Origin of the sequence: Myxococcus virescens (assembly GCF_900101905.1) — a bacterium.
Taxonomy (GTDB): domain Bacteria; phylum Myxococcota; class Myxococcia; order Myxococcales; family Myxococcaceae; genus Myxococcus; species Myxococcus virescens.
The window spans coordinates 14,512-32,588 of sequence record NZ_FNAJ01000031.1 but is presented as its reverse complement, the minus strand read 5'-3'; the positions used below and the strand labels follow the sequence as shown (position 1 = coordinate 32,588).

15 protein-coding genes and 1 tRNA gene are annotated in these 18,077 nt (G+C 68.3%); 7 read left to right on the top strand and 9 right to left on the bottom strand.

Annotation, left to right across the window (positions count from 1 at the left end):
- Nucleotides 1–31 precede the first annotated feature (31 nt).
- From hscB to BLU09_RS37210, 4 genes are all read left to right on the top strand, one after another.
- The gene (gene hscB, locus BLU09_RS37225; RefSeq protein ID WP_026114026.1) at nucleotides 32–589 is read left to right on the top strand and encodes a Fe-S protein assembly co-chaperone HscB; all 558 of its coding nucleotides are present in this window, start codon (nucleotides 32–34) and stop codon (nucleotides 587–589) included.
- Entirely contained in the window at nucleotides 586–2,433 is a 1,848-nt protein-coding gene (gene hscA, locus BLU09_RS37220) for a Fe-S protein assembly chaperone HscA (protein ID WP_090495896.1), read from the top strand. The genes hscB and hscA overlap by 4 nt, the downstream gene beginning before the upstream one ends.
- Before the next feature lies 1 nt (nucleotide 2,434).
- Nucleotides 2,435–2,812 carry a 2Fe-2S iron-sulfur cluster-binding protein gene (locus tag BLU09_RS37215; protein WP_011554983.1) on the top strand — a complete coding sequence of 126 codons (378 nt, stop codon included), beginning with the start codon at nucleotides 2,435–2,437 and terminating at the stop codon, nucleotides 2,810–2,812.
- Nucleotides 2,813–2,895: 83 nt separating this feature from the next.
- A tRNA-Leu gene (locus tag BLU09_RS37210) sits at nucleotides 2,896–2,979 on the top strand.
- A gap of 56 nt (nucleotides 2,980–3,035) precedes the next feature.
- Here the strand turns inward: BLU09_RS37210 and BLU09_RS37205 are convergent.
- Together BLU09_RS37205 and BLU09_RS37200 are read right to left on the bottom strand one after the other, a co-directional pair.
- The gene (locus BLU09_RS37205) at nucleotides 3,036–4,124 is read right to left on the bottom strand and encodes a lysylphosphatidylglycerol synthase transmembrane domain-containing protein (protein ID WP_090495895.1); all 1,089 of its coding nucleotides are present in this window, start codon (nucleotides 4,122–4,124) and stop codon (nucleotides 3,036–3,038) included.
- Nucleotides 4,121–5,683 carry an alkaline phosphatase family protein gene (locus BLU09_RS37200; protein ID WP_244172399.1) on the bottom strand — a complete coding sequence of 521 codons (1,563 nt, stop codon included), beginning with the start codon at nucleotides 5,681–5,683 and terminating at the stop codon, nucleotides 4,121–4,123. The genes BLU09_RS37205 and BLU09_RS37200 overlap by 4 nt, the downstream gene beginning before the upstream one ends.
- A gap of 757 nt (nucleotides 5,684–6,440) precedes the next feature.
- Here BLU09_RS37200 and BLU09_RS37195 point away from each other — a divergent pair.
- Together BLU09_RS37195 and BLU09_RS37190 are read left to right on the top strand one after the other, a co-directional pair.
- On the top strand, nucleotides 6,441–7,700 hold the full coding sequence (locus BLU09_RS37195; protein WP_090495894.1) for a cupredoxin domain-containing protein: 1,260 nt from the start codon (nucleotides 6,441–6,443) through the stop codon (nucleotides 7,698–7,700).
- Nucleotides 7,701–7,800: 100 nt separating this feature from the next.
- Nucleotides 7,801–7,965 carry a hypothetical protein gene (locus BLU09_RS37190; protein ID WP_167371234.1) on the top strand — a complete coding sequence of 55 codons (165 nt, stop codon included), beginning with the start codon at nucleotides 7,801–7,803 and terminating at the stop codon, nucleotides 7,963–7,965.
- Nucleotides 7,966–8,288: 323 nt separating this feature from the next.
- Here the strand turns inward: BLU09_RS37190 and BLU09_RS38570 are convergent, their stop codons facing one another.
- The 6 genes from BLU09_RS38570 to fni form a co-directional block, all read right to left on the bottom strand.
- Nucleotides 8,289–9,242 carry a hypothetical protein gene (locus tag BLU09_RS38570; protein ID WP_143043270.1) on the bottom strand — a complete coding sequence of 318 codons (954 nt, stop codon included), beginning with the start codon at nucleotides 9,240–9,242 and terminating at the stop codon, nucleotides 8,289–8,291.
- Nucleotides 9,243–9,558: 316 nt separating this feature from the next.
- On the bottom strand, nucleotides 9,559–10,638 hold the full coding sequence (locus tag BLU09_RS37185) for a mevalonate kinase family protein (RefSeq protein WP_090495892.1): 1,080 nt from the start codon (nucleotides 10,636–10,638) through the stop codon (nucleotides 9,559–9,561).
- Nucleotides 10,638–11,624, bottom strand: coding sequence for a diphosphomevalonate decarboxylase (mvaD, locus tag BLU09_RS37180; RefSeq protein WP_090495891.1), 987 nt, complete (start codon nucleotides 11,622–11,624; stop codon nucleotides 10,638–10,640). Before mvaD ends, BLU09_RS37185 begins: the two co-directional genes overlap by 1 nt.
- 8 nt (nucleotides 11,625–11,632) lie before the next feature.
- A complete protein-coding gene (mvk, locus tag BLU09_RS37175) occupies nucleotides 11,633–12,565 on the bottom strand; it encodes a mevalonate kinase (RefSeq protein ID WP_090495890.1) in 933 nt (310 codons plus the stop codon).
- A 4-nt stretch (nucleotides 12,566–12,569) separates the two neighbouring features.
- Nucleotides 12,570–13,898, bottom strand: coding sequence for a hydroxymethylglutaryl-CoA reductase, degradative (locus tag BLU09_RS37170; protein WP_090495889.1), 1,329 nt, complete (start codon nucleotides 13,896–13,898; stop codon nucleotides 12,570–12,572).
- Between the two features lie 33 nt (nucleotides 13,899–13,931).
- A complete protein-coding gene (fni, locus tag BLU09_RS37165) occupies nucleotides 13,932–14,990 on the bottom strand; it encodes a type 2 isopentenyl-diphosphate Delta-isomerase (RefSeq protein ID WP_090495888.1) in 1,059 nt (352 codons plus the stop codon).
- Between the two features lie 161 nt (nucleotides 14,991–15,151).
- Between fni and BLU09_RS37160 the strand changes: the two genes are divergently transcribed.
- Entirely contained in the window at nucleotides 15,152–15,559 is a 408-nt protein-coding gene (locus tag BLU09_RS37160; RefSeq protein WP_244172394.1) for a hypothetical protein, read from the top strand.
- Nucleotides 15,560–15,592: 33 nt separating this feature from the next.
- Here BLU09_RS37160 and BLU09_RS37155 read toward each other — a convergent pair whose 3' ends face one another.
- Nucleotides 15,593–18,061: a TonB-dependent receptor domain-containing protein gene (locus BLU09_RS37155; protein ID WP_090495886.1), complete on the bottom strand. Its 2,469-nt coding sequence runs from the start codon at nucleotides 18,059–18,061 to the stop codon at nucleotides 15,593–15,595.
- Nucleotides 18,062–18,077: the final 16 nt, after the last annotated feature.

The window sequence follows — 18,077 nt, the reverse complement described above, 5'->3', positions numbered from 1 at the left end:
TTTGTCCCCTCCCCGCATTGGAGAGCCCCCCTTGAGGACCCACTTCGACGTCTTCGGCCTGAAGCGCGCCTATGACGTGGACGTGCCGGCGCTGGAGAAGCAGTACCGCGAGCTGTCGTTGCAGCTCCATCCGGACCGCGTGGCACAGGCCAGCGCGCGCGAGCGCCTGCAGGCCCTGGAGGGCACCACCGCCCTCAACGAGGCCTTCAAGACGTTGAAGGACCCGGTGCGCCGCGCCTTCTACCTGCTCAAGCTGCACGGTATCGACCTGGACCGCGAGGACGCGGGCGCCCAGAAGGACATGCCCCTGGCCTTCCTGGAGGAGGTCATGGACCTGCGCGAGTCGCTGGACACCGCCATGGCGAAGAAGGACCTGGGCCGCGCCCGGGCCATGGCGGATGACGTGGAGGCCCGGAAGAAGGCCGCCCTCACCGAGGCGGCGGAGTCGCTTCGCACCCTGGAGGCGGGCGAGCCGGGGGACGGCGGGCAGGAACAAGTGAGAAAGGCATCGCACGCGCTGGGGCGGGTGCGCTACTTCACGCGCTTCCTCGAGCAGGTGGACGCGTTCGAGGAGGAGATTCAGGCGTGAGCAAGAACGGCTACCTTCAGATTCACGACCCGCTGAAGCCCAAAGGGCAGGCGGTGGGCATCGACCTGGGCACGACGAACTCGCTGGTGGCGGCGGTGGTGAAGGACCAGCCCGTCTGCGTCCCGGTGGACGAGGGCGACGCGCTGTTCCTCCCTTCCGTCGTGCACTACGCGAAGGACGGCGGCGTGGTGGTGGGCGCCCGGGCCCGGAAGCTGGCGTCCGAGCACCCCACTGACACCATCGCCTCCGTGAAGCGCTTCATGGGGCGCAGCCCGGATGACGCAGAGACGCGCAAGCTGGGGCACTACAAGTTCGCGCCCGGCGCCAAGGTGGTGCGCTTCGACGTGGCGGGCGGCACGCCGGTCACGCCCATTGAAGTCTCCGGTGAGGTGCTGCGCGCCCTCAAGCGCCGCGCGGAAGCGCACTTCTCCACCAAGGTGGAGCAGGCCGTCATCACCGTGCCCGCCTACTTCGACGACACCCAGCGGCAGGCCACCAAGGACGCGGGCCGGCTGGCCGGGCTGGAGGTGCTGCGGCTGCTCAACGAGCCCACCGCCGCCGCGCTGGCCTACGGCCTGGACAAGGGCAGCCAGGGCACCTTCGCCGTCTACGATTTGGGCGGCGGCACCTTCGACATCTCCATCCTCAAGCTGGTGGACGGCGTGTTCGAGGTGAAGTCCACCGGCGGCGACTCCGCGCTGGGTGGCGATGACTTCGACCGGGCGATTGCGCAGCGCGTGCTGGAGACGCTGGGCGCGTCCGAGGCGCCAGCTCCCGCCCTGGTGGCGGAGGTGCTGGCGGCCTCGCGCAAGGCCAAGGAAGCGCTCACCGACGCGGCTTCGGTGGAGTTCTCCGCGGGCGGGCAGATGCACTCGGTGAAGCGCGAGGACTTCGACGCCTGGGTTCAGCCCTTCGTGCAGAAGACGGGCACGGTGTGCCGGCGGGCCATGAAGGACGCGGGCGTGACGGCCGGGGAGCTGGACGGCGTCATCCTGGTCGGCGGCGCCACGCGCGTGCCGGCGGTGCGCCGCTACGTGGCGGAGCTGTTCGGCCGTGAGCCGCTGGGCGACATCGACCCGGACCAGGTGGTGGCGCTGGGCGCCGCGGTGCTGGCCAACCTGCTCACCACGGCGGACCGGCAGGACGACGTGCTGCTGCTGGACGTGATTCCCCTCTCCCTGGGTTTGGAGACGATGGGCGGCATCGTGGAGAAGCTGATTCAGCGCAACTCCACCATCCCCACCACCGCGGGCCAGGTGTTCACCACCTTCAAGGATGGGCAGACGGGCCTGGACGTCCACGTGCTCCAGGGCGAGCGCGAGCTGGTGGAGGACAACCGCAGTCTGGCGCGCTTCACCCTGTCCGGCATTCCGCCCATGGCCGCGGGCATGGCCCGGGTGGAGGTCCGCTTCCAGGTGGACGCCGATGGCATCCTCTCCGTCAGCGCGCAGGAGCAGAGCACCGGCGTCAGCCAGTCGATTACGGTAAAGCCCAGCCACGGCCTCACGGATGAGGAGATTGAGCAGATGCTGCTCGACTCCATCGACTACGCCGAGGACGACATCCAGGCCCGGCAGGTCCGCGAACAGCGGGTGGACGCCGAGCGCGTCCTGGCCGAGGCGGACCGGCAGCTGGGCGAGCACGGCTCGCTGCTCCAGGAGGGGGAGCGCGCCATCATCGACTCCGCCATCGCCCGGGTTCGCGAGCTGATGAAGGGCGAGGACCACCTGAAGCTGAAGGAGGCCGTGCACGCGCTGGACGAGGCGTCCCGCCCCTTCATCGAGCGGGTGATGAATCAGGCCATCACCCAGGTGGTGGCTGGCCACTCCGTGGAGGACTACTGACGTGCCCAAGGTGACTTTCAAGAGCCCCCTGGCCGAGGTCAGCGCCGACGTGCCCACCGGCACCACCCTGCTGGACGCCGCCGAGGCCTGCGGCGCCCAGGTGGGGCATAGCTGTGGCGGGGTCTGCGGCTGCTCCACCTGCCATATCTGGGTCCGCAAGGGCCTCGACTCGCTGAGCGAGCAGACGGACGCGGAGGCGGACCGCCTGGACATGGGCTTCGACGTCCGCCCCTATTCCCGGTTGAGCTGCCAGACGGAGCTGGGCGCCGAGGACATCCTGGTCGAAATCACCGAGGAGTCCCTCACCGCCTTCATGGACGAGAACCCCGTCCTGCGCCGTTCGCTCGAGGCCGAAGGAAAATGGCCGCTGAAGAAGTGAGGTTGTTACGTAGTGCTTGACGGGGCCGGGCAGTAGCTCTATACGTCCGGCCCATCGCAGCGCCGCACCGCGATGCCCCACCTGCCCAGGTGGTGGAATTGGTAGACACACTAGATTCAGGGTCTAGCGCCTGCAAGGGCATGGAGGTTCGAGTCCTCTCCTGGGCACAAAGTTGAGAAGGGGCCCCGGTTTCAAACCGGGGCCCCTTCTCGCTTTTCAGGGGTCAGGAACGCGCGGGCTCCACGGCATCGTGCGCCACGTGGTTCGCGGCCTCCCGCGCGAGGCTCCCGCCCTTGCGTAGGTCGCGGATGCGAATCTTCCGCAGGTGGACGGAGACGGCTCCCACGGCGACCTGGCTGATGACGGTGCCCAGGTGCGTGAGCGTGGCGAAGGCCGCCGCGTCCTCCGGCGAGGCCCCCAGGCTGCGGGCCGCCCAGCTCGTCACGAAGTAGTAGATGCCCATGCCCGCGGGGACACCCGGGAGCGACTGCCCCAGGGAGATGGCCCCCAGCACCACCGCCCCGGCGAAGAGTCCGCCCGAGATGCCGATGCCGTGGAGTGCCAGACCGTAGGCCAGGGCGGAGGCCAGTACCGGCGCGACCGAGAAGACGAACACCTTCGCCATGCCGGTGAAGGAGCGCGCGGTGCCCAGGCCCTCGCTGACGTGGTGGAGGAAGCCTTCCACCCTCGGGAGCTTGTGGCGGCGGTGCAGCGCGAAGGCGAGCGGGCCGGACCAGTGCGCCAGAAGCACCACCAGCGCAACGAGCCCCACACAGAGTAACACGGCCGCTTTCAGCTCTCCCTCAAAGCGGGACAGTGTCCGGCCGAAGGGGCCCAGCAACGACAGCATGACGAGCAGCATCAGCGCCGCGAACTCCATCAGCTTGCAGACGCCCACGGTGCCCAGGCACCGGAGAAAGGGGATGCGCTGCGTCCTCGACAGGAGGAATGAGCGCATGACGTCGCCCAGCTTTCCCGGCAGCGCGTTGTGGACGAAGGCGCCAATGGCCACCAGGTGGTAGCGCTCCTTGAGGGGCACATGCCGACGGAGGGTGCGCTGCCACTGCACCGCACGCAGCGGGATGATGGAGGCCTGGAGCAGCATGAAGGGCACCAGCCACACGAGGTGGCCGGGCAAGTCCCTCACGAAGTCCCCCAGCGGGAAGCGCGGCTGGAGCAGCGCCCCCGTGCCGCTCAGGTTCCACTTGAAGAAGGCCGTGGACAGCAGGACGACGGACAGCACGAGCCCGAAGACGGCGAGCAGCGCCTTGAGCAACGCCCGGCCTCCGGCGTGCCTCGCCCTCCCCTTCACGGCACCAACCGAAGTCGTGGGATGTTGTCGAGATAGGCCGCCGCGAGCCGCTCATGGAGCTGTACGCAGTGCGAAAGGCCAGACAGGTCCACGGGCGCCTTCGCGGGCCAACACACCAGGCTGTTGGCCTCCGTGCGAGTCAGTCCTCCGTGCGAGCCGAACTCCCAGGCAAAGCCCACGGTGCCACCGCGCTGTACGGCTTCGCCGAAGAGGACCAGGTCACCCGCGGTGGACATGGTTGGGAGTACGCGGAGGAAGTCCGCCACCGCGCGCTTGCTGAATTCGGTGGACAGTGGGGCCCGGTCCAGCGTGTCCACGGTGTAGACGCCGTCGCCCACGAGCGCGACCGCGCTGTTGCCCCTTCGCAGCGCGACGAGGCCGATGTCCGGGCTCCGCGTCACCCGGGCCAGGACCTCCGGGTGGCGTGCGAGCAGGGAGATGGCTTCCAGCGGATGGGGCTCGCCGGACAAGTACACATGGGCGAAGTTGCCGCAGTCGACGGCCACCGGCGTGAATGGCGCCCGCGGCCGGGTGTCCGGCTCCGGTCGAGTCCTTCCGTCGCAGAGTCCGCGGACCACATCGTCGGAGAGGGGTCCGTCGCCGTGGGGCGCCATCAACCACTGGGCCAGAGGTTGGCCCCTCCGCTGCTCCCAGGGCAGACAGTCCACGTGCCCATGGTCGGAGAGGAAGACGACGTCGTAGGGCTGCTCCACCGCGCCCGCCACGGCGTACAACTCCGCGAGGTACGCATCCACGCGGTGCAGCTCGGCGCGGGCTTGTTCGGAGCGCGGCCCCCGACGGTGGGCCACCTCATCGTAGTTACCGTAGACCAGGTAGATGACGGGCACGCCTCGCGCCATGTCCACCAGGGACTTGGTAAAGGCGAAGCTCCAACCCAGCCGCTGGAGGAAGACGTGGCTGAAGAGGAAAGCCGGCTCGTGGCGCCAGTCGTGGAGCCCACGAGCCCAGTGGACGACTTCGCGCGCCGCGGCCCAGGTGTCCATGCCCAGCGAGCGCAGGTAGTCCCAGATGCCGCGCGTGCGCGCGCTGAGCAACCCCAGCATCTCGTAGGAGAACGCGCGCGACATCTGCTCGAAGCTGGCCAGCGTGCTCATGCTCAGCGCGTTCTCTGCTCCCGCTCGGAACAGGGAGAAATACCCGTGGCCCCCACCATCGAGCAGACTGGTGCGGCCCGCACCGCGCAGGCGCTGATCGATGGCCAGCGCATCCGCCGGGGTGTTCATCTGGACCCTGCGGCCCAGCTCGCGGTCGAACCACGAGTAGGCCGGCAGGTTGGAGTGGCGCATGCCGTAGAGCAGACCTGCCTGGAAGTAAGGCGTTGACGTGGGCGCTCCCCAGAAGGCCTCGTCCAGGTGGAAGGCCCCCGAGCGGACGAGCCGCGACAGGAAGGGCATGCGCCCCGCGACGAGCGCTTCATCCAGCAGGCTCTTCGGAACACCATCCAGGTGGACGAGGAGCAGCTTCCTCGCCCTGCGCCCTGAGGCGGGTGGCACCTTCCCCCGGACCCGGCGCACGAGGCCGTGCGCCCATAGATGCATCGCTGGTGGAAGCACAGCGCTCACGGGTGTCGCCTCCCCTCCTCCGGCAGCCAAGATGAGCACTTGAGAGGACAGCCGCCCCAGGGAGTGAGTCGCCTTCCAGGAGAGCGGGCGGGCAACCACCGCGGCTCATGGGCGCGGGAAGAAACGCCGCCACCCGGGCGTGCTTCGCGGCCTCTTCATGCTCATTCCCGCTGCGGCCGTCCTCCTGTCAGCCTGAGCGCTTCCCCGGGCGCGATCCCGTGAGGAAGTCTGGCTTCGATGCGATTGCCATTCCCCTGGTGAGCTTCAGCTCGGGCCAGGGGACGCCGTGATTCTGGCTGCGCCTGCGAGGCCCTCCCTTCGGATGGCATTGGCGGAATGAACAGCGTGCGCGGGCGGCATCGAGCGCAACGGCTTCGCCGGGAACATCAAGGCGTACATGCACACGGAACTGCGCTACCAGGCGGCCCAGGTCCAACGGTCGGGCACATGTTCTGACGGCTGCTGAGCCCAGCCTTCTCTCCGTCACTGCCGCTGACCTAGTCTGTCCTTCCTCATGGACCGCCTCGCGCTCGTGCTCTTCTTCGTCGTCAGCATGGCTTGCAGTTCCACGACCACCCCCGACTCGCCCGACGCGGGGCAAAGCGGGCCCCCAGGCGCCGCGGATGCCGGCTCCGGGGGGAATCATGGCATCCCGGATCGGGAGACGGCGTGTCCCGGCACAGACAACCCGCCGGGACGGGTTGTCGAGATTGCCTGGCCCAGCCGGAGCAATGTGCACTTCGCCACCGAAGGCGACACCGTGCGCTTCGTCTGGAACGACGGCGAGCCGCACAACGTGCTGCAGGTGAAGAACTTCGAGGGGCAGGATCCGCCCGTCGCCCCCTACGGGGACGCCCAGTGGCCGCAGCAGATTGCGAGTGGACCGAAGACCGTCCAGGGCTCGTTCGACTGGAATACCGGCACCTCGCCATGCGGCTATCGCCCGGGCATCTACTTCTTCGTGGACGAGGGAAACCCCGTCGGTGGAGTCGTCTCCGTCGCGCTGACCACGCGTGAGAATCCCAGCCCTCAGTACGCGCCGAAGCCGTGCAGCGCGCTCGCCAATCCCCTCCACTACAACGGGCGCTACGCGGCCTATGCGAGCCGCGAGAACTGCACGCTGTTCGAGGTCAACAACTTCACGACCGTGGCACATTACGACTGGGTGGAGCCGACCTTCGCGGCAAAGCAGGGAGACCTCATCCTCTTCCGCTGGACCGGTCTGCACAACGTCGTGCAGGTCCACAACGTGAACGAGGACGCGCTGATTCCTGGAGGGCTCGCGAGCGGCCCTCGCACCAACTGTGCCGGTGGGCCGAATTACACGTGTGTGAATGGGCCGTACCACCTCGGTGAGTTCCTGATCGACACGGCCCAGCATCGCCCGGGGATGATCCATCTCTCGGATGGCTGCGCCTACGGCTGTGCGGACTGTCCGTGGGAGTGCCGCGGACCGGATCACGTCCCCACTGGGACGAACATGCAGTTTCTCCTCTCGCGCGCAGAGACCGGTCCCTCAGAGAATGGAGCCTGCTGTGCGATCGACTCTTCCAAGGGACGGAAGTGCCGTGTTGTCGACCTCTACAACGACGCGGAGGGAATGCAGTTCGAGTACAACGTCCCGGTGAATCGCGGCGACCTCGTGCGCATGCGCTGGGCGGGCTCGCTGAAAATCGTGCAGACGACGCCAAGGACCAACGGCGCGCCCAGCCGCAATCCCAAGCCGGGCGGGCTCGCGATGGACGCACCAGTGGAGTGCGTGCCCGGTCCCAACGGGTCCTGCCTGGGTGGGAACACGGCGCAGGCAGAACTGCTCCTCGACGTCGACAAAGCCGTCCGCGACGGCAAGGCCGAGCGCTTCGAGCACGGCCAGCACTACTTCACGTTCCACGCCTTCGGAGAGAACACGGACGGCTACTCCTCGCAGGACTCCGACATCCTGCTCTACGTCGCGCGAGGCGAGCCCTACGCCGACAACCCGCCCTGCCCCTGACCGCGCAGCGGGGCGACATCGCCGGGCCCTTGGTCGATGCCCATCTTCCGTGAGTCGGACGCGCACTCGCCGACTCCGGCCGTCAGGGCATCGTCGGCGCGTGTGGCGCCCGGGCATCTCGGATGGCAAGTGGTGGCAGTGGCACCCGGGCGGCGGAGAGAGCCTGCGATTCCCCCAGCGCGTGCCGGTGATTCGCATGGACTACGCGGTCTCCACCGACTCTGGCCGACAGCGCTGTTACGTCACCTTCGGGCAGATGTTCTGACGCTCAGGGCCGTCGCCTCTACACTTCGCCTCCGCAGGAGAAGAACTCGTCCTGCCAACCTTCGCTGACCGAGAGCACAGCACAAGGGGACAGGCCGCAGCTGGCGCTTTAGCGGCGCACGCCCCCGCCAGTCACATACGTCCTTCAACGAAGTCACTGGCGGCGCCAACATCAACCCGGCGCCATACGCTGCCATTATCGCGCACGTGGCGCTCGTCTCAGAATGCAGCCGTAGGATTCAAATGGGACTCAGAGGCTGCAGGCGTGGACAGGACGAAGCAAACATCAAACATCGCACATGCCAAACAGCTTTAAAGCCCCCGCTACGCATACCGCCTCTGAATTTCAGTAATATCAAAGAAGTCAGCATGACTAAATGGCCTCCCCTCCTTAAGACAGTGAGCAATCCACTCAAACAAAACAATAAAATCACCCGTCCGATCGCGCATATCTTTAATATGTTCCCAATCAAGTCCTATCCGTTGACGACCGGTCGCAACAGTCGAGATCTTGACCAACTTGGCCACGTCATCAAACTCTTCATCAGACATACCCAGAATCGACTCGGCCGACGGCAGTCTCTGAAATTGATTCGGATCCAGCGAATAGCTAATAATCGTCACATCATATGACGTACCCAAGCGCCGCAATTCCTCAACAAGCGTCGTGTCGTCAATAGGATATGCAACAGCCAACAGAGAATGGTGCGCCCACTTTGAATTACTGACGCACTGAAAGAAGTTTTCGCGAAAACTCGCGAGAGATAGTGAAACTTTCAGCTCCACACTAGTGAGCCGAAATGGCTGTTCTCCGAGACTGCGCTTCACTTCGAGCAAATTTCTATCCAGCCGATAACCTTCATCGGCCACTTGCCCCACATCCCAATCCAACAAGACCACATCAGGAAACTTCCATTTATTAACACCAGCCTCGGCTCGCTCGGCCCGGGTATGGTCCATGCGCATCGCGAAGCGGTTCTCTAATTCCGCGTACTTAATGAAGAGCGCCCTAAATTTCTCCTCAGGGGTCGCTCCAATTCCAGCACCATTCAGGCCATCGGCCGGCATTTGAACTGGCGTCGCGGAAGTGGGTTCTACCGAAGGCGACTCCACTACCGTAGCGGGCTTCCGCAGGTAGTAACCGTGTCCACTATCCACTTTCGCGATTACTGACGTGCTGTCTGCCGCCATCCTTGAGAAGTGCACACGGATGGTGTTCTCTGTATAATTTCCCTTTAGCTTTGGTCGGACGCGCCGCATCAATTCGGTACCGTTCACGGCATATTCCGGCGAATCTGGAAGCACAGAGGGAAGATGCTCCGACAGTTGTTCCCATAAGCTGGACATGGCGAGGAAGACTATCAGTAAACTGGGCGCCACGTCAGCGAGAGAGGGCCGCTTGCACTGCCTTTGGCACAGGAAGTATGCCCCTCAAAAGGTAGGAATTTGTACGCAGTGGCATGACAGAACACCTTTACATGAGCCCTTGCCTCCGGAGACACCGAACCCGGCGCAGGCGCTACGTGACTGCGTCCCTCGGGTTTCCGTAGCGAGTGAGCAGACCGCCAAGGTGGCGAACGGCGAGCCTCAGCGCTCAGCTCAGCGCGTCTACCCAGATCCTGAGGCGGGCCTCCGCCTGCGCCTCGCCACGGACACCGGGCTCGGCATCCAGGAGCAGCGTGTGGAAGCCCCGGGCTTCCAATCCCTTGCACATCTCCGCACGGACCTGCGCATCCGGCGCGAACAGGATGCAGCCGTCCCCTCCGCCCGCGCCGGACAGCTTGCCCGCGGCGCCGTACGTGGCCGCAAGCGCCAGCACGCGGCGCATGCCTTCCGTCTCCAGCGGCCCCAGCTCCAACAGAAGCGCGTGCTGCGCCTTCACGGCCTCTGAAAAGGCCCGGAAGTCACCGCCGCTCAGCCCGTCCTCAATCGCATGGCCCAGCGTGTCCGAGCGCTCCACGAAGCTCCGGCGGCCCGCCTCCTCCAGCCGTGCCTCCACCTGGCCAATCAGCACCCGTGTCGAAGCGCTCTCGCCCGTGAAGGCATACGCCATGGACACCCGGGGCGAAGGCAGGCGCCACACGTCCACCGACGGAGACTCCGCCAGCGCCGCGCGCAGCCGTCCGGTGTTGCTTGCCTCAATCAAGGGCGCCACGTCGTAACGCCGGTAGCGAAGCACGCCACCGGCGAAGCTCGTCGCTACGTCGCCGCCGCTGCCCTTCCCGCCCTGCCCCAGCGTGTGCGCCAGGAGCGCCAGCTTCAGCGCGTCGTAGCGCTCCTCCAGCACATAGCGCACGCCTTCCGCCGCCAGCACCGTCGCGCACGCACTGCCGCCCATGCCCAGCTTCTGCCCGTTCGGGCCCACCGCGGACGGGGCCACCGCCAGATCGAACCCCTGGCTCGCGCGTCCATGTGCGCGCAGGGCCTCGTCGAGCGCCCGCGCCACGAAGGCGAACCCCGCCGGCACTTCCCGCGCCCAGCGTACGCCCAGCGGCGTCGTACTTCCCGCCAGCGTCCCCTCTTCCAGGCACACGTGCACCCGGGCATCCGCGCGGCGGCGGACATACGCGGCGGTGCGCGGTGCCACCGCGGCCAGGCGCGCCACGCCGCCCCACAGCACGGCGTACTCGCCGGAGAGGAACAGCTTCCCCGGCGCGGAGAGGGCGCGCTCCATCAGAAGAGGTGCTCCGTCTTCAGCTCCGCGTCACCACCGGGCACGCAGCGAATCACGTCCACCGCGCCGCACGCGCGGGCCAGCGCCTCCGCGGCCACCTCGTGCGCGGCGTCCGTCAGCAGCACCGGGTTCGGTCCCGCGTCCAGCGTGAACCACACCGGGATGCCCTTCTTGCGCTGCTCCTTCAGGTGCTGGATGAGCGCCAACGTGCCGGGGCTCATGTAGCTCAGCGGCGGATTCGCGGCGAACGACGTCGCGTGCATCCTCCACGCGTTGCGCTCACACAGCTCCCCCAGGGCCTGCAGGTCGCGCTTGGCGATGTGCTCACGCACCTGCACCACCTCCACCTCGGCGTCCTTCACCCACGCCGGGTAGTACGGGCTGGTGTCCACCGTGAGCTTCATCCCGTCCCGCGACTTCACCTCTTTCTCGCCGCGGTCGAGAATCGCCACCACCATGCGCAGGTCCGGCCAGTGGGCCGCGTCGAAGCGCTGCACCGCGAAGCTGTCCTCACCATCCGGACGTTCGCCGCGCTGCCACTCGCAGAATCCACCCTGCACGCTCCGGCACGCCGAGCCGCTGCCCATGCGCGCCAGGATGCTGGCCGCGCGGGGCTCCGACGGCAACCCCGCCGCCGCGCGTCCCGCCACCGCCAGCGCCGCGAAGCCCGCCGCGCTGCTGGCCAACCCCGCCGCCATGGGGAAGTCCCCGCGCGACACCACCTTCGCGGGGCCCAGGTCGGCCTTCGCCTGGGTGCGCACCAACTCCAGCAGCCGCAGCACGCGGTCGCGCTCGCTGCCCTTCGCGGTGTGCCCGTTGAGCTCCACCTGGTCGCTCGCGGCGCCGAACTCCACTGTGGTCGTCACCGACAGCGGCGACAGCGTGAGGGACAGGCTGGACTGGTGCGGCAGAATCAACGCGTCATCCCGCTTCCCCCAGTACTTCACCAGGGCGATGTTGGGATGCGCAAGTGCTGTGGCTTTCATGGGAAGACTCACGACGCCCGCGGACCCGCGAGCTGGCTGCTGAAGCAGCGCACGCCCATCCGGCGGAGCTTCGTCACCACCGGCTTGGGCTCAAGGAACAGGCCGATGACGGCCCCACCATCTCCACCAGCTCCGGTCAGCTTGGCGCCCAGCGCCCCCAGCTCCCGCAACCGGTAGACCATCTCTTCCAACGGCGGCGACGACAGGCCCAACGCCGCGAGCAAACCCTGGTTGACGTTCATCGCGTCGCCCAGTGCCTCCAAATCTCCCGCCGCCACCGCCTTCGCGCCCTCCGAGGACACCCGTCCAATCTCCGTGAACAGGCGCTCGTAGCGCGACGGCCAGCGTGCCTGCCGCTCCCGCAGCGCCCCCACCGTCTTCTTCGTGGGGCTGCGCTCACCCGCGAGCGTCACCACCACGTGCAAGGGCCTGGGGCTCTCCACCACCTGCCCCGTCCCCTTGGCGGCCCCCGGCTTGCGCCAGTAGAGGACCAGTTGCTCCGCCGCGCTGGTGGTGTGGTCCACGCCGGACGGCGTGCCGTGGAACTCCTGCTCCATCGCCCACGCCACACGCGCCGCGTCCTTCGGCGTGGGCACCTTCCCCGCCGCCTGGAGCAGCAACCGCGCGCACGCCACCGACAGCGCCGCCGAGCTTCCCAGGCCCACCGCCAGCGGCAGGTCCGCCTCCAGCGACACCTTCACCGGCGGCGCGCCCGTCACCTCCGCTGCACGGGCGAACGCCGCCGTGAGCTGCGCCCGCTGCGGGCGGCTGAGCGTGGAGGGCAACGCGAGCTGACACGCCTTCGCCGGCACGGCGCGCGCCGTCACGCCCTGCGACAACGGCCCGGCCAGGGCCGGGTGCCCGTACACGACGCTGTGCTCACCCAACAGGATGACCTTGCCGGCGCCAAAGGCCGACAAGGATTCAGGACGAGGAGCCACGGCGTCAGACCGTGGTGCCGGTCGCGGCCGCGGCATCCTCGGCGGGGAGGTTGGCCAGCAGTTCGCGGGCCTTCTCCACCTTCACGTGGCCCGCCTTCACCAGCAGGTTGGCGATTTTCTCCACCCAGTCGCCCCGCGCACCCGCCGTCACCGCCACGCAGCGCGCGTGCATCGCCATGTGGCCCTTCTGGATGCCCACGCTGCCCAGCGCCCGGAGCGCCGCGAAGTTCTGCGCCAGGCCCACCGCCGCGAACACCATGGCGAGCTCTCGCACCGACGTCGTCTGCATCAGCTTGAGCGCCATCTGCACGCCCGGGTGGATTTTGATGGGCCCGCCCACCGTCCCCAGCGCCATGGGCAGCTCGATGCGGCCCACCAGGTGGCCCTCTTCCAGGTACCAGGTGGACAGCGGCCGGTACTGCCCGTTGCGGCAGGCGAACGCGTGCGCGCCCGCTTCAATGGCGCGCCAGTCCTGCCCCGTGGCGATGGCCACCGCGTCAATGCCGTTCATCACGCCCTTGTTGTGCGTGGCCGCGCGGTACGGGTCGGCCTCCGCGAAGCGGCTGGCCTGGGCGATGCCCTCGGCAATCTCCTCGGCCGGCATCTCGAAGTCCGCCAGCAGCGGGATGGGGATGCGGCACATGGCGCGCGCCAGCCGGCGGTCCGCCAGGTTGGAGAGGATGCGCAGGTACACCTTGCCGCCCGTCACCTGCTCGATGAGCGGCGCCACGCCCTCCGCCATGGTGTTGATGAGGTTGGCCCCCATCGCCTCCTGGGCGTCGATGATGAGGTGGACGATGAGCAGCGGCTCGCCGCGCGGCCCTTCCGGGGCCGGCAGCACGCGCACTTCGACGTCCTTGGCCCCGCCGCCGCGCGCCACCATGGCCGGGTGGAAGCTGTTGGCCAGCGCGAGAATCTGCTCCTTGTGCGCCAGGATGCGCTCGGTGGCCACCGTCGGGTCGCCGTAGCGCGACACCTGCACCTGGCCAATCATCAGCGACGGGTCGGCTTCACCGATGAAGCCGCCCGCCTCCCGGACGATTTTCGCCGCGAAGGACACCGCCGCCACGACGGACGGCTCCTCCACCGCCATGGGCACCAGGTAGTCACGTCCGTTGACCTGGAGGTTGAGGCCCAGCCCCAGCGGGAGGGAGAAGGTCCCCACCGCGTTCTCAATCATCTGGTTCGCCAGGACAGGCTGGAGCGCCTCCGAGCCCAGCAGCTGCTGCAGGTCCTCGGGCGTGAGCCGGAACATGCGGGAGAGGTGCGCGTGGCGCTCCTCCATCGGCAGCTTGTGGAACCCGGGAAGCCGGGACGTCACGGTGTCAGACATGTTCTTCCTTCCAGACTTCGGCGCGGCCACCCTCTACAGCGCCGCCAACCAATCCTTCAACTCTCCGGTGACCACCCGGGGCCGCTGCCTCAGTTCAGCGCAGCTTCTGCTTCCCGTCAGCACGAGCGCCTGCCGCAGGCTCGCCAGGATGACCTCCAGCGCCGCCTCCGCCGCCTCGAGCCCGCCCGCCTGCTGCGCGCGGAACAACGGCAGCGCCATGCCGGCTAGGTTCGCCCCCAGCGCCAGCACCTTGGCCGCATCCAGCCCCGTGCGAAGGCCACCGCTCGCCACCAACTGGACGTCCGGGCCCACGGCGCGCCGCACCGTGGCCAGGGCCGCCGCCGTGGGAATGCCCCACCCGCTGAACTCCGCCCCCAGCTGTGCCTGTACGCCCGAGGCACGAAGTTGTTCCACGCGCACCCAGGACGTCCCACCCAGACCGGACACGTCGATGTTCCGCACGCCCAGGTCCACCAACCGCCGCGCGACGTCCGGGCCAATGCCGCAGCCCGTCTCCTTCACCAGCAGCCGGTCGCCAAAGGCCTTCACCAGCAGCTCCACCACGCGGTAGCCACCCTGGAAGTCCCGGTCGCCTTCGGGCTGCGTCAGCTCCTGGCCCGCGTTGAGGTGCAGCGCCAGTCCGTCCGCGCCAATGCCGTCCACCAGCCGGCGCGTCCCCTCCACGCCCAGCCCGATGGCCTGGAACATGCCGATGTTGCCCAGGAGCGCCACCGTGGGCGCCACCTGCCGCACCTGGAAGGACGCGGCCCGCGAGGCGTCCTCCGACATGGCGCGCTGGCTGCCCACACCGAAGGCCAGGCCGTGGCGCTCGGCGAGCAGCGCCAGGTCGCGATTCACCGCGCCCGCACGCTCCGTCCCACCCGTCATCCCGGTGACGAGCAGCGGGTAGCGCAGCCGCTTGCCCAGGAACGCCGTGGACAGGTCCACGTCCTCCACGGACATTTCCGGCATCGCGCAGTGGACCAGCTTGACGCACTCCAGAAGGGTGCTGTTTCCGCTGGGTTCGACGTCACCCGTCGAGCAAAGGTCGAGATGCGCGTCCTTGCGTCTGGCTGTGATGTCGTCGCCCATCTCGTTGAAGTCCGGTCCGCCCAGGTGCTACGGCGCGTAAGTGCCCGAATGACCGAGGTTTCCTAGCAAGCGCGGCGGGCAAGGCGCAAGCCAAAGGGCCCGGACGGTCATTCCCGGCGTGTGGGTGGACGCTGGCGCCTTGTGGGCGGTATGAGCGCCGCGTGAGCGCCCCCCCGACCCACGTGGTTGTCTTCCTGCACAGCGGCGACTACGACCGCGTGCACCAAGGCCTGTCCATCGCCGCCGCTGCCGTGGCCTCTGGCCGCAAGGCGGAGGTGTACCTCTTCTGGTGGGCCCTGGAGCGCTTCCTCGATGGGGCGCTCGACGAACCGGACTTCATCGGTCGCGATGACGTCACCCACCGCTTCGAGTCGCGTGGGATGCCCACGTTGCGCGCCCTCCTCACCCACCTGACGGATTCAGGACGCTTCACGCTGGCCGGGTGCACGGGCTCGCTGGGAGCCCTGGGTGCGGAAGCGCGGGCGGATGGCAGTGGCATCGCCCTGTGGCTGGGCTGGAGCGCCATCCTCCAGCGCACCGCGGGCGTGACGGACCGCTTCTATCTCTAGAAGCGAGACGCCGCCCGCGGCTGTGTCCGGGCTTCAGATGCCCAGCTTGACGCCCACGATGACGGCCCGAGGCGCGTTGGGCCGGGCACCGTAGGGACGGCGCGACACGACGGCCTGCTCGTCCAGGATGTTGCGCGCGCTCAGGTACAGCTGCCCCCAGCGGGAGAAGTTCCAACTCGCGTTGACGTCGAACGTCAGCAGCGCGTCCGTCAGCTCTTCCGGAGGCACCTCGCCCTGCCCCGCCTGCTCGCGCATGGCATCCACATAGAAGGCGCTCAGGGCCAGGCCGCCCCAGGACGTCTCCACGCCCGCGGTGGCGTAGAGCTGGTGCATGGGCACGTAGGGCAGTTCATCGCCCGCGCGCACGTTGCCGAACTGCGGGTCCGCCGACTGGAAGTCCTCACGCAGCCGCGTGCGCGTGAAGGTGTAGGACAGCGAGACGGGGAACGTCACGCCCCCGCCCGGACGGAAGGTCTTCTCACCGAAGACTTCCAGGCCGTAGATGTAGGCCTTGCCCGCGTCCGTCTGCCGGTCGAGGGCGTCGTTGAGGCAGCCGCTGGAGAACGTGCAGATGTCGGTGAGGTTCGAGTAGTCGTTGAAGAAGCCCACCGCCTCCAGCCGCTCGCCACGGCGGGTCCACCGCGCGCCGGCCTCGTAGTTGATGCTCTTCTCCGGCAGCACCGCGTCCGGCTGTCCGGGCGCCGGGGGCGAGAAGCCGCGATAGGCGCCCGCGAACAGGCCCAGCTCGCGCGTCAGTGCGCCGTAGATGCCCATGCCCGGCATGAGCACCTCCAGCGCGCCGCTCGACTCGGTGCCCGTCAGGTGGTTCCGCGACGCCGAGCGGATGATTTCCATGCGCACGCCCGGCGTCAGCACCAGGGGCCCCCAGCCAATGGCGTCCGTCGCGTGCAGGGCGATGGCGTGCGTGGAGTCCTTGTTGTCGGCCGTCGTGTACGTGGGCTCGCTGGTCCGCACGAGCTGGCCGCCCTGCATCAGGAAGGCATCCTCGGTGTGGAGGCGGCGGATGCTGTCGTAGTGGAAGCGCGCGCCCAGCTCGAGGTTGTGGCTCAGCGGGCCGGTGGTGGCTGTCCAACGGGCGATGCTCTGGAGGCCCTGGGACACGTACGTGCGGTCGTTGGGGCCGATGAGCAGCGCGTCCTGGGACGACGACGAGTCCAGCTCGCCAGTGAGCACGCCGTAGTAGATGGAGTTGCGCGCGCTCGTGGGGTCCGCCAGCACGCTGGCGATGGAGGCGCCGCGGAAGCGGTTCACCTTGCGCCACGCCCGGCTCAGGTCATGCCGGTAGACGGACGTCGTCACGGCCAGCCCGCCCGCTTCGAGCTCGTGGCTGAGCACCACCTGCGTGCGGTGCCACTTCATGTGGTCCAGGGCGCTCGCGACGTAGCGGCGCAGCGGCGCGGCGGCGAAGTCCGCGCTGCTCAGGCCCAGGTACGTCTCGTTCGAGTCCTCGTCCGAGTAGCCCAGCTTGACCTGGAGCGTCTGGCGCACGGGGCCCTCGGGGACGAGCTGGTAGCGGCCCTTGGCCATCCACTCGTTGCGGGTGAAGCCCGTGTTGCCGCCAACGGTGTCCAGCTCCTTGAAGCCGTCGCTGCGAAGGTGGACGCCTTCGAGCAGGAAGCCCGCGCGCTCGGTGCTGGCGCCGAAGACGCCGTGGGCCTTGCCGTAGAGGTACTCGCCGCCCGCCACGTCCAGCCAGGCGGACTCGGACGCGGGGATGTCCCGGGTGATGAACTCCACGGAGCCGCCCACCGTCTGCGGTCCCTGCTGGATGGCCGAGGGCCCCTTGAGCACGCGGATGCTCTGCATGCGCGTGGCCAGCGGGAAGTAGTAGGCCGCCGGCGCGGAGTACGGCGCGGGGCCGAAGAGGACACCGTCCTCCAAAAGGGTGACCTTCTTGCTTCGGTCCGGATTGACGCCGCGCAAGCCCACGTTCGGCCGCAGGCCGAAGCCGTCCTCGCCGCGGGAGTACACACCGGGCACCGTCTGGAGGATGGCGGCCGGGTCATCGCGCTCGAAGCGCTCCAACTGCGCGGGCTTGAGCACGTGGATGGAGCCGCTCGTGCGCGCCTCCGAGGTGCCCACCACCACGCTCTCGAATCGCTTCTCCACCGCCTCGGGTGAAGGCTCCAGCACCAGTGGCTCGCCCGAGGCAGGCTCGGTGGCCAGCGGCGCGTCGCCCTCGGGCGCCTGCGCCGACTCGGCCTGCTGCGTCTCCGCGGCGGCGGTGTCCTGCGCCAGCGGCGCTTCAGGAACGGCGGCGGTGTCCTGCGCCTGCGACGCTTCAGGAACGGCGGCGGTGTCCTGCGCCTGCGGCGCTTCAGGAACGGCGGCGGCGTCCTGCACCTGAGACGGCTCGGGAGCCACGGCGGCGGCGTCCTCGGGCGGCTCGGACTGCGCCGCGGCCGGGGAGGCCCATGCCAGCAAGAGCGCCGGAAGTGTCCAGCTCCGCGCCCACATCAACTTCTGCTCGAACAGTGCCATCTGAAGCGTTTCGACC